The organism is Actinoplanes sp. NPDC049802 (assembly GCF_040656595.1).
Lineage (GTDB): Bacteria > Actinomycetota > Actinomycetes > Mycobacteriales > Micromonosporaceae > Actinoplanes.
Genome location: NZ_JBFAMR010000119.1, coordinates 1 through 15,117, shown reverse-complemented (window position 1 = coordinate 15,117; position 15,117 = coordinate 1). Strand labels below are relative to the sequence as shown.

General features: G+C 72.3%; 13 protein-coding genes and 2 pseudogenes. 3 read left to right on the top strand and 12 right to left on the bottom strand.

The window, feature by feature from the left end:
- Positions 1-88: pseudogene (locus AB0I88_RS39095) on the top strand (NADH-quinone oxidoreductase subunit K); the annotation flags it as partial.
- A 44-nt stretch (positions 89-132) separates the two neighbouring features.
- On the opposite strand, the gene prfH reads toward AB0I88_RS39095, so the two are convergent.
- Together prfH and AB0I88_RS39085 are read right to left on the bottom strand one after the other, a co-directional pair.
- Positions 133-777 carry a peptide chain release factor H gene (prfH, locus tag AB0I88_RS39090; protein ID WP_361036949.1) on the bottom strand — a complete coding sequence of 215 codons (645 nt, stop codon included), beginning with the start codon at positions 775-777 and terminating at the stop codon, positions 133-135.
- Between the two features lie 910 nt (positions 778-1,687).
- Positions 1,688-2,800, bottom strand: coding sequence for an RNA ligase RtcB family protein (locus tag AB0I88_RS39085; protein ID WP_361036947.1), 1,113 nt, complete (start codon positions 2,798-2,800; stop codon positions 1,688-1,690).
- A 251-nt stretch (positions 2,801-3,051) separates the two neighbouring features.
- On the opposite strand from AB0I88_RS39085, the gene AB0I88_RS39080 reads away from it, so the two are divergent.
- Positions 3,052-3,933: a dienelactone hydrolase family protein gene (locus AB0I88_RS39080; RefSeq protein WP_361036945.1), complete on the top strand. Its 882-nt coding sequence runs from the start codon at positions 3,052-3,054 to the stop codon at positions 3,931-3,933.
- Positions 3,934-4,122: 189 nt separating this feature from the next.
- Here AB0I88_RS39080 and AB0I88_RS39075 read toward each other — a convergent pair whose 3' ends face one another.
- The 9 genes and pseudogenes from AB0I88_RS39075 to AB0I88_RS39035 form a co-directional block, all read right to left on the bottom strand.
- Positions 4,123-4,587 carry a hypothetical protein gene (locus tag AB0I88_RS39075; RefSeq protein ID WP_361036943.1) on the bottom strand — a complete coding sequence of 155 codons (465 nt, stop codon included), beginning with the start codon at positions 4,585-4,587 and terminating at the stop codon, positions 4,123-4,125.
- 156 nt (positions 4,588-4,743) lie between these two features.
- Positions 4,744-5,259 carry a signal peptidase II gene (locus tag AB0I88_RS39070; protein ID WP_361036941.1) on the bottom strand — a complete coding sequence of 172 codons (516 nt, stop codon included), beginning with the start codon at positions 5,257-5,259 and terminating at the stop codon, positions 4,744-4,746.
- 28 nt (positions 5,260-5,287) lie between these two features.
- Positions 5,288-5,707 carry a hypothetical protein gene (locus AB0I88_RS39065; RefSeq protein ID WP_361036939.1) on the bottom strand — a complete coding sequence of 140 codons (420 nt, stop codon included), beginning with the start codon at positions 5,705-5,707 and terminating at the stop codon, positions 5,288-5,290.
- A 24-nt stretch (positions 5,708-5,731) separates the two neighbouring features.
- Positions 5,732-6,550, bottom strand: coding sequence for a DUF72 domain-containing protein (locus AB0I88_RS39060; RefSeq protein ID WP_361036937.1), 819 nt, complete (start codon positions 6,548-6,550; stop codon positions 5,732-5,734).
- Positions 6,547-7,176 (bottom strand): 5,6-dimethylbenzimidazole synthase, encoded by a 630-nt coding sequence (gene bluB / locus AB0I88_RS39055; protein WP_361036935.1) that lies wholly within the window; start codon positions 7,174-7,176, stop codon positions 6,547-6,549. The genes AB0I88_RS39060 and bluB overlap by 4 nt, the downstream gene beginning before the upstream one ends.
- Positions 7,173-8,207, bottom strand: coding sequence for a LacI family DNA-binding transcriptional regulator (locus tag AB0I88_RS39050; protein WP_361036933.1), 1,035 nt, complete (start codon positions 8,205-8,207; stop codon positions 7,173-7,175). Before AB0I88_RS39050 ends, bluB begins: the two co-directional genes overlap by 4 nt.
- A 252-nt stretch (positions 8,208-8,459) precedes the next feature.
- Positions 8,460-12,518 carry a HEAT repeat domain-containing protein gene (locus AB0I88_RS39045; protein ID WP_361036951.1) on the bottom strand — a complete coding sequence of 1,353 codons (4,059 nt, stop codon included), beginning with the start codon at positions 12,516-12,518 and terminating at the stop codon, positions 8,460-8,462.
- A 39-nt stretch (positions 12,519-12,557) separates the two neighbouring features.
- Positions 12,558-13,038, bottom strand: a pseudogene (locus tag AB0I88_RS39040) (hypothetical protein); the annotation flags it as partial.
- Positions 13,010-13,681 carry a spermidine synthase gene (locus tag AB0I88_RS39035; RefSeq protein ID WP_361036931.1) on the bottom strand — a complete coding sequence of 224 codons (672 nt, stop codon included), beginning with the start codon at positions 13,679-13,681 and terminating at the stop codon, positions 13,010-13,012. The pseudogene AB0I88_RS39040 and the gene AB0I88_RS39035, both read right to left, overlap by 29 nt.
- 55 nt (positions 13,682-13,736) lie before the next feature.
- Between AB0I88_RS39035 and AB0I88_RS39030 the strand changes: the two genes are divergently transcribed.
- The gene (locus AB0I88_RS39030) at positions 13,737-14,207 is read left to right on the top strand and encodes a hypothetical protein (RefSeq protein ID WP_361036928.1); all 471 of its coding nucleotides are present in this window, start codon (positions 13,737-13,739) and stop codon (positions 14,205-14,207) included.
- A gap of 103 nt (positions 14,208-14,310) precedes the next feature.
- Here the strand turns inward: AB0I88_RS39030 and AB0I88_RS39025 are convergent, their stop codons facing one another.
- Positions 14,311-15,006, bottom strand: a complete 696-nt coding sequence (locus AB0I88_RS39025; RefSeq protein ID WP_361036926.1) for an ATP-grasp domain-containing protein — start codon at positions 15,004-15,006, stop codon at positions 14,311-14,313.
- Between the last annotated feature and the right edge of the window lie 111 nt (positions 15,007-15,117).

Genomic DNA, 15,117 nt, shown 5'->3' with positions numbered 1-15,117 from the left:
CGAGTTGATGCTCAACGCGGCGAACCTGGCGCTCGTCACCTTCAGCCGGATCAACGGCGGCCTGGACGGCCAGATCATCTCGTTCTTCGTGGCCGGGGCAGGAACCGGCCGGGGCGGAAGGCGGGCAGCACGTCACGCCAGCCGGCGTGGGGAGGCTTCGCCGGGATCCGGTCGTTCGACGCGCACCGGGTCGCCGCGCACCAGTTCGTCGTGGACCCGCCATCGCGCCGTGTCGACGGCCCTCCCGGCGGCCGCGTCGGCGGCTTCGAGCCGTTCACGCAGCAGCCGTAGCGCGATCGCCCGGTTGAGGCTGAGCTGCCGTTCGGTGTCGACGAGGACCACGGTTCCGGTGGGGCGGTGGGTGGCCCGGACCGCCGTGCCGGCCTTGTTGCGGTGCTGGCCGCCGGGGCCGCCGGTGCGGCAGGGCACGATGTCGACGTCCGTCTCGTCGAAGACGGTCCGTGACACCCCGACCTGTACCCGCTGTGCCGTCACATACCAGTTCTTGCGGCCGGGCCCGCTTCGGTAGGGGCTCGCCGCCTGCCAGCACAGTGTCCCGGTCCAGGACGCGGTGAACGTCTCCGCCGCGTCTCCGCTGATCTCCAGGAGCACCGACAGGAACGTCCCGGCGCGCTCTCCCGCCACGGTTTCCACCCGCCGGGCCGACACCTTCTCCTGTTTCTCCGCGTCGGCTTCCAGCCGGCGAACCAGGCGTGCCACGGCCCAGGCGCATTCTCGCGGCCCGCGCCCGGCGGACAACAGCAGATGTACGCTCACCGCAGCCACCGCATGACCCGCCCGAATCCGGCACGGCTCTCCGCCGGCGGTCCCGGCTCCACTCGCCGACCGGTCTCCCGCCCGCCGTCGGGACGCCGTGGACTCGTCCGGTGGTCCCGCCCGTCAGCGTCCGGCGCGAAGGTCTCGCCCCACCCGCCGAAGCCGGCCGCCGCGGGACGCACCGGACGGAAGTGACCCTCCAGATCTGCGCGCACGCCGAACAGCGCGATCGCGCCGGGCGACGGTGGACGGGAGCCGTCGTCACGCCGGTCCTCGCCGCGAGGCCCCCGCCGGGTACGGTCGCGCCCGGTCGGATCGCCCGGCTCACCGACAGCCCGGCCCGAGCGCACGGCCGAGACCCGGAGTACCTGACCAGCCGAAACATCACCGACAGCCGGGCCCGAACGCGCCGGACCCGAGCCGGAGCCGACGAGCATCGGATGCTGCCCCCGTTTGCTGACAGCGCCGGAGCCGCCAATCACCGGATACTGCCCTCGCCCGCCGACACGATCGGAGCCGCCGAGCACCGGATACTGCCCTCGCCCGCCGACGGACGCGGAGCCGACGAGCACCGGATACTGCCCTCGCCCGCCGACGGACGCGGAGCCGACGAGCACCGAATGCTGCCCCCGCCGGCTGACCGGGGCGGAGGCCACCGCCCGTACCCGGTGGAGACGCGCGGCCGGGAACCGTCGCGGATCAGGGTGACCGGCCACGTCGACGGCGACGCGGAACCGGCCGGCCGGAAGCCGCCGAAGGCGTGGGCGGCTGATCGGCGCGGCCTGGAAGGGACAACCGCGGAAGCGGCGTCCCCGCCGCCGCGGGTCGAGCCAGCCGGTGCGGCGGCGGGCCGGCCGGGCGATGGTGAGGCGGCGTCGCGGGAGCGGGCGGACGGCCCGCCGGGGCGCGGTCATCGGCGACCGCCCCGGCGCGGCGCGACGTCGGCGGTCTTGTAGGTGACCACCGGCACCGTGCTGACGATCGGGGTGGCGAGGCCGTGGGTGACGAGGTCGCCGATCACCTGCTCGATCCGTTTGTAGGCGGTGGGCGCCTCCTCGAACAGCAGTTGCCGGTCGCCGCAGACGACGACGGACCCCACCGGCGTACGCCGCAGTTCCTCGACGGTGTGTTTGGCTTTGCCGCGGCGCAGCGCGTCGGCGCGGGACATCTTGCGCCCGGCGCCGTGCGCGACGGAGTGGCCGGCGTCGGCGCCGGAGTGCCCGGCGACCAGGTAGGACCGGGTGCCACGGGTGCCGGCGACGAGCACGTCGCGGCCGTCGCCCGGTGCGGCCCCCTTGCGGTGCAGGTAAACGCCGTCGCGGGTCTCGACGGAGTTGTGGCAGACGTCGGTGACGGGTTCGCCGAGTTCGGCGCCGATGGCGTCGGCGACGCGTTCGGCCATGAGCCGCCGGTTGAGGTGTCCCCACCGGACGGCGCCGTCGTGTGCGGCCAGGTAGGCAGCGGGGTCTTCGGCGGGTCCGGCGCCGTGTCGTTCGGTGTGCGCGCGCAGGATGCGCTCGCCGAGCCCGCGGGAGCCGCTGTGCACGATGAGCACCAGGTCGCCGGCGGTGAGGCCGGTACGGAGCGCGTGCGTCTCGTCGAGGACGGCGTCGACGCGGGCGAGTTCGGCGAAGTGGTTACCTCGCCCGACGGTGCCGAGCTGGCCGGTGTGGCCGGCCGGGATGTCGAGTCCGGTCAGGTCGGCGGGGTCGACGGGCTGGTCGAGGTCGGGGAAGCGGGCGGCGATGCGTTCGGGGACGGCCCGTTTGAGCCGGACCGGGTAGACGGCGATGCCGCAGCCGATGTCGGAGCCGACCAGGAACGGATAGAGCACGGTGGAGGCCATGGCGGCGCCGATCGGGGCGCCTTTGCCGGGGTGCAGGTCGGGCATTCCGGCGACGTGGATCATGCCGTCGAGGGCGGCGACCTGGTGGCATTGGGCGACGGCGTCGGACTCGATCCAGCTGCCGGGGCCCGCGAAGATCGTGACGGTCGTGGACGTGGCGGACTGCTGTGGTGACAAGACAAGTCTTCTTTCGCATGACGTCAGGCGCGGCGGGGCGGGGAAAGTGCCTCGGGGCCGCGAAGGATGCGCTGGTGAAGTGCCTCAGTACGTCATGCCGCCCACCCTCGCGGATCACCACGGCGGCGGCAACCGATTTACCGCGACATACCACCGCGGCAGGTACGGGATGGGATTACCGAGTTGTTACCGGTGAGTTAACTCTATCCATATCCATCGATGCAGGAGCCCCACTACCCCAGGGAGTTCCCATGCCCGTTCCCACCCTTCGCCGGAAGCTTTCCCTGCTCACCACGGCATTCGCGGCGGCTGCCGCGTTCCTGTCGGTCCCCGCGTCACCGGCTCTCGCGGCCAACCCGTACGAACGCGGCCCGGCGCCCACCAACGCCAGCATCGAGGCCGCCCGCGGCACGTTCGCGATCGCCCAGGTCACCGTGGCGCGGTCCAGCGTCTCCGGTTTCGGCGGCGGCACGATCTACTACCCGACGACCACGAGCGCCGGCACGTTCGGCGCGGTGGCGATCTCTCCCGGATTCACGGCCAGCCAGTCCAGCGTCGCCTGGCTCGGGCCGCGCCTGGCGTCACAGGGCTTCGTGGTGATCACCATCGACACGCTGAGCACCCTCGACCAGCCGGACAGCCGCGGAACCCAGTTGCTGGCCGCGCTCGACTACCTGACACGGACCAGTTCGGTGCGCACCCGCATCGACGCGAACCGCCTCGGCGTGATGGGCCACTCGATGGGCGGGGGCGGCAGCCTGGCCGCGGCCCGGACCCGTCCGGCGTTGCAGGCCGCCGTCCCGCTCACCCCGTGGCACGGCACCAAGAGCTGGTCGACGGTACGCGTGCCCACCCTGATCGTCGGCGCCGAGAACGACACGGTGGCCCCGGTGTCGTCGCATTCGGAGCCGTTCTACACGAGCATGTCGGCCGCCCCGGAGAAGGCCTATCTGGAGCTGAACAACGCGTCCCACTCCGCGCCGACGTCGGGGCAGAGCGTGACCGCCGCCAAGTACAGCCTGTCCTGGCTCAAGCGGTTCATCGACGACGACACCCGCTACGACCAGTTCCTGTGCCCGGCGCCGTCCGGGTCGGCCATTCAGGAGTACCGCGCCACCTGCCCGCACGCCTGACCCGCCCGAACGAGGCCCGCGGGGCCCGGTGGTACGCCGGGCGCCGCACGGCCTGACCCGCCCCGCAGGGGCCCGGTGGTACGCCGGGCCCCGCACGGCCTGACCCGCCCCGCAGGGGCCCGGTGGCACGCCGGGCCCCGCACGGCCCGACCCGCCCCGCAGGGGCCCGGTGACACGCCGGGCCCCTGCCTACAGGCAGATCCAGCAGTAGACGCGTTCCCCGGAGTCGCGGGCGTCGCGGGCCAGCCCGGCCAGCTCGGTGATCGTCTCGGCCGCGGCCTCGTCGGTGTTGTCGTCGTAGTGCCCGAACTCCTCGATCCGGGCCCACCGGCCGGCGATCTCCGGGATGCGCGCGGCGTCGAGACCGGCCAGGGCGTCGCGGGACCGGTCGTCGAGGACCGTCACCCACGGCCCCATGTGTTCGGCGTCCTGTTCGCCGCCGGCCGGCCAGACCAGCTCGTCGCGGGTGCTGACGGCCGGGTCGATGAAGCCGACGAGCCGGCCGAGCACCACGGCCGGGTCGACGGCCTTGAGCCCGACCACCGGGGTGGGCCAGCCGTCGGCGGACGCCGGCGAGCCGGCGTCGTTGCGATCCATCAGGTCGACGACCACGTCCGGGGTGGCGGCGCGAAAGTAGTCATAGAGGATGCCCATGACGCGGCACTCTAGGGCCTACCGGTGGATCACCCAAGTGCGAGGCGAGATCCAGGTGGTGGCCGGTGTCGACCAGGGGAAGGCCGAATACGACACCGCCTCGGCAACCCGTGCGTGATCCACGGGACAGGCCCTGATGTCCGATGCCGGTCGGGCCTATCCGGCGGCGGGGCCGGCTTTCGCGAACTCCGTGGCGCCGGTCAGGGTCACGCCGCGCAGCTGCAGAAGCACCGCCAGGCCGGCGCCGGCCACCAGGGCGATGTCCGCGACGTTGCCGACGAAGAAACCGAAGTAGTCGATGAAGTCGACGACGTGGCCGCGGCCGGGCCCCGGCTCCCGCAGCAGGCGGTCGGCGAGATGGGTGACGGCGCCGCCGAGGAGCAGGCCCAGCGCCACCGCCCAGCCACGCGACCGGACCCGGACGGCGGCGACGCCGAGGGCGATCACCGCGACGGCGGTGACGAGGGTGAGAAGCCAGGTCGACCCGGCCGCCACGGAGAACGCGGCGCCCGGGTTGTAGATCAGCCGCAGCTCGATCAGGTCGCCCACCACGGCGACCGGGGCCCGCCCGGTCAGCGCCTCGACGGCCCAGAACTTGCTCAGCTGGTCGGCGACGATCACGAACGCGGCCAAAGCCGACACCAGCCGGAAACCCACATGAACCCGCAGCATCGGACCAACCTAAGGGGGCTCCGGCCGGTCAGTCCATCAGCCAGATGTGCAGTCGCTCCCCGTACGGGCTGAACGCCACCGCGACGAACACCAGCCAGAGGCCGATCCGCAGCAGCGACCGGTTCAGCCGGCGCCGGTCGTCGTCGCGCCGCGCGGCCGCCACCGACAGCCCGCCGAGGATGACGCCGAGCGCCGCCACCGGGATGATCAGCATGCCGGCCAACCGCGCCGCCCCGAAGATCCACACGAACGGGTTGGCGATCGAGTCCCAGCCGAGCGGGATGGAATCCTTCGGGTCGCCGAGCCGGTCGAGCACCGGGTCGGCCAGGGCGCCCACGTCGCCGGTGCGCGCCACGGCCAGCAGGAGCACGCCGAAGCTGCCGAGAACGTACATCACGAGCAGGGCCCACTGTGCCCCGTCCAGAAGACGCCGCCGAGTCTTGATCATGGACGGCAACCTATCCGGGGGCACTCAGAACAGCGTGAGCGGGGCCTCCGGCCGTTCGATGTCCGGCAGCGGCGCCAGCGACGGAACAAGGGCGCGCACCTCGTCGTGGAAGCGGCGGCACAGGGTGGGCGCGTCCGCGTTGTCCGGGGTGTGCACGAAGAACGTCGGTGACCGTCCCTCCCGCAGCCAGCCGGCGACGACCGGCACCCATTTCCGCCAGCCGTCGACGGTCCGTTCGGTGGAGTCGCGGCCCAGGTAGCGGACGATCGGCCGGTCGGTCAGGGCGGTGGTGCGCGGTGGCATGCGGGGCTTCTTGAGCCACGCGTCGCGTTCGGCCTCGCTGGTCGGCGGGGTGTGGAAGAACTCGGTGGTGTCGAACGGCACCCACTCGGCGCCGGCCTCGGCGAGCACCTGCTCCAGCGGGCCGGGCTCGTGGAAGAAGGCCGGATCGCGCACTTCGACGGCGTACCGGAAATGATCGGGAAGGCTCCGCAGGAAGCGTGCGAGAGCCGGAAGGTCGCCCGGTCCGAAGGACCCGGGCAATTGCACCCACAGAGCATGGGTACGGGCGCCGAGCGGCTCGATCACCCGGATGAACTCCGACAGTTCCGCGTTGCGGGACAGCGCTCCGGTGTGTGTCACCGATCGCGGCAGTTTGAGCACGAACCGGAAGTCCGGCGGAGTCTGCGCGGCCCAGCCGGTGACGACGTCGACGGTGGGCGTCGCGTAGAACGTCGTGTTCCCCTCCACCGCGTTGCACCAGCTCGCGTAGGTGGACAGTGCGGGCTGCGGGAACCGCCACGCTTTCAGGTTCCACATCGCGCAGCCGACGTGCAGCCTCACGATCCGCCCCACCGGTCGGTGTGGACGGCCTCGTGCAGCGGGCGCCGCTGCCGCCATCCGTGCCGTTCCAGGTCGGGCACGGTCTCCAGGTGGGTGACCGGCCCGGCGCACAGCCAGGCGACGGGACGGATCCCGGCGGGGATGCCGAGCAGGTCGCGCAGGAACTCCTCGCGGTAGAACGACACCCAGCCGACCCCGAGCCCTTCGGCGGTGGCGGCCAGCCACAGGTTCTGGATGGCCAGGCAGGACGAGTAGAGGCCGGCGTCGGCGATGGCGTGCCGTCCGAGGACCGCCGGACCGCCGCGCGAGGCGTCGTAGGTGACCACGATCGAGAGGCTGCTCTCCCGTACCCCCTCGATCTTGATCTTCGCGAAGCGCTCCGCCGCCGCACCGGAGAGACTCGCGGCGAACGTCTCCCGTTCGGTCTGAACGTGCTGGTGGAAGGCTTCGCGCACGGCGGGCGAGCGGATCACCACGAAGTCCCACGGCTGGGAGAGCCCGACGCTGGGGGCGGCGTGCGCGGCGGTCAGGATCCGTTCGAGGACGGCGGGCTCGACCGGTTCCCCGGTGAATTCGCCCCGGACGTCGCGGCGCCGGTGGATGACCTCGTACAGCTCGTGCGTCACCGCCGTACGGTACCGGTGGAGGCCCGGGCCACCAGCGCCGGCACGAAGGTGGCCTGCTCGTGGACGTGGTCGGGGTTGGTGGCCTCGTCCAGCACCAGCCGTGCCGCGGTCCGCCCGAGTTCCTGCCGGGGCTGGCGCACCGAGGTGAGCGGGACCGCCGCGGCGGCCGCGAAGTCGATGTCGTCGAACCCGACGATGGCCAGGTCGCCGGGGACCCGCAGCCCGGCGGTGACGGCGTGCTGGAGCAGGCCGAGCGCGAGCAGGTCGTTGGCGCAGAAGGCGGCGGTCGGCCGGCGGCGGCTGGGCAGCCCGGCGAGGCGTTCCCCGGCCGAGCGGCCCTCGTTGACGGTGAGCGCCTCGGTCGGCAGGTGGATGAGGTCCTCCTCGGGCATGCCGAACTCGGCCCACACCGCCCGCGCACCCTGGAGGCGCTCGCGGACCTGGCCGATGCTGGACGGCCCGCCGACGAAGGCGACCCTCCGGTGCCCGCGGTCGATCAGGTGCTCGACGGCGATCCGGCCGCCGAGGACGTCGTCGACGGCGACCGAGCAGTGCCCGCCGGACCGGCTGAACCGGTCGACGAGCACGAACGGGATGCCGCGCTGGGCGATCTCGGCGAGGTGGGCGGCGTCCGGGTCGACCGGGGTGATGAGTATCCCCTGGACACGCTGCTGGACGAGCCGGTCGATGTGTTTGGCCTCGCGGTCGGAGCGGCTGTTGGAGTTGCAGACGAACAGCGACAGGTCGGCGGCCTCGGCGGCGGTCTCGATGCCCTCGGCGACGTCGTGGAAGAACGGGTTGCCGCCGTCGAGCATCACGTAGGCGAGCGCGCGGCTGGTTCCGGCGCGCAGCTGGCGGGCGGACTCGTTGCGCACGAACCCGAGCTCGGCCATGGCGCGCTCGACCCGTTCGCGGGTGGTGGCGCTGACCACGGAGGGCCGGTTGAGGACGTTGGAGACGGTGCCGAGCGAGACGCCCGCGGCGGCGGCGACGTCCTTGACCGACGGGGCTCGTCCGTTGCGCGGCTTCAAGCTGGGCCCTTCCTCACGGTGGGTGACGTGACAAAGTCAAACACGCCCATTGAAACATTTCAAGTCCGCTCGGGGCCACGCAGGTGCACCGACGTGTATACCAGGAGCCCTCATGAGCACACCGCCGACCCGCGACCGCGGGTGACCGCGCCGACGTGGTCCGCGAACGGCCGCACGAGGCCATTCTCTCCCCCGAGCTGCGGCCCGGCCACCGCCTGATGGAGAAGGACAACCGGTTCGCCGAGTGAGGCCTCAGCCGATCCGGGAAACCGCGAGCAGGGCGTCGTAGGCGTAGTTCCAGCCGCGCCGGGCCAGATCCTTGCTGGTCACAGCGAGGCTCGGGTCGTCGCAGGCCGCGGCCAGGGCGGCACGAATCGACGGCGCCCGCCCTGGGTCGGCTCGCGCCAGGTCGGCCAGGGTGTCGCCGGCGCAGCGGCGGACGTCACCGGCGTCATCGGCGAACAACTCGATGAGCAACTCCACAATCGGCGGCACGGCTTCGGCATGCCGCAGCGCCCGCACCGCCTCGCGGCGGGTCAGCCAGTCGTCGCCGTCACGGGCGTACCGGACCGCGGCGGCGGTCAGCTCGGCCGTGACGACACCGCCGGCCATGAGCGTGTGAAGTGTCCGTGCGGTCGCGTACGTAGGCTCGGACTTCGTGACGATGCTGGTGGCCCCGGCGACCGCCGGCTCGGTCAGCGCACCGGCGGCGGCCAGCACAGCCAGGGCCCGCGCCCGGAGATCCAGCGGCCCGTCACCGGTGACCAGGGCTTCGAGGCCGGCGGCGACCGGGCCGGTCACGGATCCGGCGGCCGTGAGAGCTTGGGCGGAGCGGGCCCACACCGAGGGCGGCACGGCCGGGGACATCAGGCCGACGGCGGCGGCCATGGCGACCTCGCTCAGCGGCCCGCACTCGGTCAGCAACTCCAGCGCCTGCGTCCGGACTCGGGGGTCGCCACCGCCACCGGCGATCTCCTCCAGGACGGCAACGACCGGACCGGCCACCACCCCTCCGGAGACGAGCACCGTCGCTGCCCGCACCCGCGCCACGGCGGCAGAGCGGCCGGCCGCCGTCCGCAGCAGGGCGTCCACCACGGGCGGTGTGAGAAAGCCGTCCCGGTTCAGGACCTCGATCGCCCGGCGCCGGATGGTGGCCGGGACGTTGCCGGTGGCCTGCCGCACCAATGCGGTGATCACCGGTTCGGTTCGCACCCCACCCAGCGCCAGGGATCGGATCGCTCTCGCCCGTACGATCTCGGAATCGTCGTCGGCCGCGAGAGATGTCGCCGCGGCGACCACCACGGGGTTCAACGGGCCGTAGTCGGCGAGCGCCTGGATCGCACGAGACCGCACATATTTGTCGGCGCTGCCGGTAGCCAGGCCTTCCAGGGCGTCAACGACCGGTGGGGCCGGCGCCCGGCCAGCGGCGAGCGCCCGCACTGCGGCCGATCTCACCTCGGGAACGGTGACAGCGAGATCGGCCGCGACGGCGATCACCTCGGGGTTGAGCGCCTCCGCGTGGGCCAGCGCCCGCACCGCCTCCACCCGGACCCGGGGATCATCGTCTGCCACGGCGAGATCCACCAGGGCGGAGATCATCGGCTCCGGCAGCGGCCCGTCGCCGTCCAGCGACCGCAGCAGCCTCGGGTTCCGGTCCGGTCCGTGGGCGGCCAGCCGCGTCACCGCGGCGATCACCGGCGGGGTCAGCGCCCGCCGTGAGACCAGGCCCTCCAGCGCGGCACCCCGGAATCGCCACACGCCGCCGCCATCGAGCAGCCGGGTCAGCGCCTCGTCTATCCCCTGATGAGGCGTCTGCACGGCGGCGAGTGCCCGTCCCGCCAGGTACTGGAGGAACTCGTCCGAATCCTGCGCGATGGTCTCCAGCCGACTGACCAGGGCGGGGTCGACGGGGCCGGCACGCAGGGCGATCCCGGCCAGCCGGCACCACCCGTCCTGCCCGGGGTCGCCGGGGCCTGGCGCCCGGGCTGCCACGGCGGCCGGAAGCCGCACGCCGGCCCGGCTGCCGGCCAGCGCCTCCAGCCGGCTGGCCAGCGCCTCCCGGTAGGAGTCGAACCGGCCGCGGCCCGTCTCCCGGTCAAGGTATTCGGCGACGGCACGGCGGACGGCGGCGTCGATGGTGGTGGTGGCCAGTGGCGGGTCGTCGGCGAGCAGCCGGAGCAGGAACAGTAGGTCGCGGCCCAGCACCCGCTCGTAGATGTCGGCCCGTCCGGTGGCGGGATGAATCGCGGCGGCGACCACGTCGTCGATCTGTTCCGGATAGCCCGAGCCGATCAAACCGAGAGCGAGCAGAATCGGCTCCTCGTACCGGGGATCGTGCAGCCGTCCCCGGAGGGCGGCGATCCGGTCGGTGGCCGAGCCGAGCAGCGCCAGCGCCCTGCCGGCGTAGTACTCCTCGAAGGTGAGGTGCGCGAAGCCGTATCGGCCGGGAGCCCGTTCGACGAGCAGGCCGGTGTGCGCCTCCACTTTCGCGACGAAGTCGGTGACCGCGACGCCGGGCACGGAACCGAGCGGGTCTGCCGACCGCAGCGTCTCCGGATCCCAGACGATCCCCTGATGTTCGCACCACAGCGGGCCGAGCACCGCGAGCAGTTCCACCCGGTCGGCGGCGCCTTCGGGCCGGTGGGCGTGCAGCCACGAGCCGAGCTCGGTGAGCCAGCGGTGCAGGATCCGCTCGTCTGGCAGGTCGGCCTCGTCGACGCCGTGGGCGCTGCGCCAGGTAAGCCCGAGCGCGTTGCACACCTCGACATACGCCTCGATCCGCCGGTGCGGCAGCCGCCCGCTGGCCCGGTGCACCAGCACCAGAGCGGTCAACAGGAGCGGATTGGCGGCCAGACGGCGTACTCCCGGGGTGGTCCGCAGAGCGAGGCCGATGGCGGCCGCCTCCCGCGCCGCCGCCCCGGTTATCGCGGCCTCGGTCCGGTTCGGCGCCTCGACGCGCTCGATCTCACGGCAATACAGGTCGAGGAACCGCTCGACCGTCGGATCGTCCATGTCGTGCAGCCGAACCGCCCGGAACGGCTCCGGCAGCGGCGCCGCCTGATAGCCGACGATCCGGCTGGTGACGACGAAATGGTTGCCATAGCGCGCGTAGGCTCCCATGAAATTGGCGACCGCGGTGACCACCCCGCGACGCCGCTCGGCGGAAGTGATCTCGTCGAGGCCGTCGAGCAGGATCAGGCAGCCGCCGACCTCGAGTTCCCGGCGCAGCAGGTCGGCGAGGCCGGTCGCCTGGCATTCCATCCGATGCAGATACCGAGGCAGGAACTCGCTGATGCTGAAGGCGGGGTAGCCATACCGGGCGTACTCGGCGATCCGCAGATGGATGGGCAGGCGCGCAGTGCGTCCCCACACCTGTGCGCCCAGAGAAAGGGCGCTGGCGTGGGTCAGGGCCAGGTATCGCAGCAGGGTGGTCTTGCCGCTGCCCGGATCCCCCAGCACCAGGACCTGCGCGGTGTCCCGGACCATCTCCAGGACCGGCGACACGGTCGGTGGCGCCGCGTCCGCGGCCGGATCGTGCCGGTACCGCTCATGCAGCCGGTCGACGGCGGCCTCGAAACCGAGCTGATCGATCTCACCGGCCTCCAAGCGGGCGATCAGGCCGGCGCGTTCGCGCTCGAACCAGGACCGAGCCCGGTCACCCGGGTTCCGTTCGCGTTCGGCGCTGAGGCCCACGAACACGCTGGACAGCTCCAGTTGCACGGTCGTGTTGCGGACCAGCCCAACGGTCCGCACATACGAGTTCTGATCGATGATCCAGCGCAGGTAGAGGGCCCGGTCGTCCTGGGTGGCCGGGGCACCGCCGGAATGCCTCACCAGATGGGCCATACCGGCCGCGGTGTCGGCGGCGTCGGAACGGCCCAGGAACGATTGGAGAGCTTGTTCCGCACGGACCTCCTCGGCCAGGGCCGCCAACAGCGACCGGAACACCGGCAGCAGCACGATCACCCGTTCGAGGCGGTCGTCGGCGGACCTCGGCCTGCCGAGCGAGTCCACGGCGGCCTCGGCCAGCACGGCGGGCGAGGGTTCGACGCCCGGGACCAGCACCTTGGCCAGCTCGGCGGCGCCTTCGTGCTCCCAGAACCCGGGGTTGACGTCGACCTCGGAGAAGCGGTGCCCGGTGTCCCGCTCGACTCGGTCGAAGGCCCGGCTCAGGGCGGCGACCAGGGCCTTGCGCTCACCGACGCCCGCAATCCTGGTCTTGATGCCCTGCAGGGCCGGGGCGGTCAGCGACTTCGCGGCCTGCGACAGGACCGCGTTCGCCACGGGCAGCAGCACGGATACGGGCTCCACCTTCGGCAATGTAGCCCGACCCGGCCACCATGGGTCGTCGCCGAACCAGTTCAGGACCTCGCCGTGCGGGCGAGCCCAGGCCAGTGGCCGCCCGTCCAGGGCAAGCACGTTGTGCAGGCGCTCGTTCGGAGGATCCGGCAGGACGGCGTGATCCGAACGGTCGGGTTCTCCATGGCTATCCAGCGGGCACGCGCCGTGGCCACCATATCGGTGAAGACACTCCGACGGCCCTCCGGAACCTGATCGAGCACCGATGTGTGGGAGACGGCCGGCGTGGCATCCGCGGCACCTCGGCGGCGAGCACCGGACGGTCGTCGCGAACTCCACGAACGCCGGCGGATAGTGACCGGCGCACCCAGAGACCGGCCCACCGCGAACAGCAGATTGGGCTGCCGTTTCGGCGGCGGCAGCGCGTCCAGCAGGCTCAGCAGGCGGGCCTCGCGCGAGACGGCGACGGCCAGGTCCTCGTACGCCCGGACTCTCCGGCGGCCTCACGGGCGGCGAACTCCCCGTAGATCATCGCGGTCGTCGCCCGCGCATGACGCCACGTAGACGACGTCCGGCTCGCCGCGCGCGACCGGCACCCGGACCGTACGGACCGGCCCGATCGTCCGGGTCAGGGTGGCCTCGAAACGCGGCTCGGCCGACGCGCTCCACACCGCCAGCACTCCGCCCGGGCGCAGATGGTCGCGCAGCATCGCCAGCCCGGCCGCCCGGTACAACCCCGTGTTGTGGTCGAAGACGGTCCAGCCGGGGCCGTTGTCGACATCCAGGCAGATCGCGTCGAACCGGTCGCTGGTCCCGGTGAACCAGGCGGCCAGATCCGCCGTCACCACCCGCACCCGCGGATCGTCGAGAGCGCCCTCGCTGAACGGCCGCAGCGCCCCACGATGCCACTGCACCACCGCCGGTTCGATCTCCACGACGATGATCTCCGTGGCGTCCGTGTGGACCGCCTCGGCCAGCGAGAACCCGACCCCGAGCCCGCCGATCAGCAGCCGCGGGCCGGGCGGCGCGGCGGCCAGGGCGGCCCGCACCAGCACCCGCTCCGACTCGCCCGACCGCGTGTCCATCAGGAAGACACCGTTGCTGATCAGCTCGAAATGCCCGGCCCGCTGCCGCAGGATCAGCTCACCACGTTCGGTGAAGACCCGTTCGTCCATGGACGGCAAGCCTACGCAACCGATGCACGCCGGTCGATGAGTTACGGTGCCTGTCGTGAACCCCGTCCCGGATCACTGCAGCCGGGCCCTGGCCAAGGCGCAGCGCAACAGCGTCGACACCGGCGGCGCCCTCGCCGTCGCACACACCCGCGACGGCGGCGCCGACCTCTACCTGCTCGTCTACCCCGACCGGCTGGAACTCGCCAGCACCGGCACCCTCCTGCGTGCCGGGGCCGGCCGCGAGAAGATCCCGATCACCGCGATCACCGCGGCCACCGCCCACCGCGGGCTCCTGCGCTCCCGGCTCGACATCGAGACCGGCGGCCACACCATCTCCTTCGGCACCGACCGCCCCACCGCGCCCTACCTGGCCGAACTCATCCGGCAGCGGCTCACCGCGGCGCCCGCAGACACCGCCCTCCTGCATCACCTCGCCGAACTCCACACCGCCGGCGTGCTCACCGACGACGAATACGCCCGCAAACGCGACAGCCTCCTCAACCCCCAAGATCAAGACCAGGCATAGATACGCGACAGCCTCCTCAACCCCCAAGATCAAGACCCGGCATAGGTACGCGACGGGCACCTCAACCCTCAAGATCAATACCGGCACGGGTACGCGACCGCGGTCACGCCCCGAACAGTGCCCCGATCAACTCCCCCGGCGCCACCCCGGACGGCAGGTCGCTCACCTGACCGTCACCGATCTCCACGATCCGCCACCGGCCGTCGGCACGCCGCACCAGATCAGCGGTCACGAACGGCAACGCCAGCGACCGCACCGCCGCCTCCGCCACACCGACCTGCACATCGGCGGGCGGCAACTCCCCCGCGGTGTCCGGATGTGCCGTGACCAGCCGGCACGAACCATCCACCCACCACGTCCGCACCTCCGCGCCGGTGAACGACTCGAACCGGCGCACCACGAAACCACCGGCGAAATCGTCGCCGCGCAACTCCCGGAACCGGCTCGCCACCCGCCACGCCGCCGCCTCGTCCGCCACGTCCGGCAGATAGGCAGCCTCCGCCCAGTAGTGCTTCAACGACTTCGTGTAATCCCGCAACACCGCCGGACCGTCACCCAGCGCCGCACACGCCCGCCGAAAACCCTCCCGGCCGTCACCGTCGGTCCACGCCGACTCGGGCGTGCTGCCCACGGCCGCCGCATACCAGCCGGGCAACTCGTGCGCCCGCCGATAACACTCGGCCCCGGTACGCAGCGTCACCCCACGGGCGGCCAGCGCCCCCGCCATCGCCGCATACCGCTCACCGCTGAGCATCCAGCCCCGGTAGACGGCGCCGTCCCCCGCCGGAACCCGCGCCACCGCCGCGTCCCAGCCACTCAGCTTGTGATTAAACCTTTTGTTGGTTGTTGTGGCTGGTTGTCGCGTTCTGGTGTTCGGTCTTGCCGACCGGTGGGTGTGGCCTGACGTGCT

Bases quoted from the DNA above. Each gene is read 5' to 3' on its own strand.
- AB0I88_RS39080 (WP_361036945.1), top strand. From the start codon at position 3,052: ATGCCCGTTCCCACCCTTCGCCGGAAGCTTTCCCTGCTCACCACGGCA.
- AB0I88_RS39075 (WP_361036943.1), bottom strand. From the start codon at position 4,587: ATGGGCATCCTCTATGACTACTTTCGCGCCGCCACCCCGGACGTGGTC.
- AB0I88_RS39070 (WP_361036941.1), bottom strand. From the start codon at position 5,259: ATGCTGCGGGTTCATGTGGGTTTCCGGCTGGTGTCGGCTTTGGCCGCG.
- AB0I88_RS39065 (WP_361036939.1), bottom strand. From the start codon at position 5,707: ATGATCAAGACTCGGCGGCGTCTTCTGGACGGGGCACAGTGGGCCCTG.
- AB0I88_RS39035 (WP_361036931.1), bottom strand. From the start codon at position 13,681: ATGGACGAACGGGTCTTCACCGAACGTGGTGAGCTGATCCTGCGGCAG.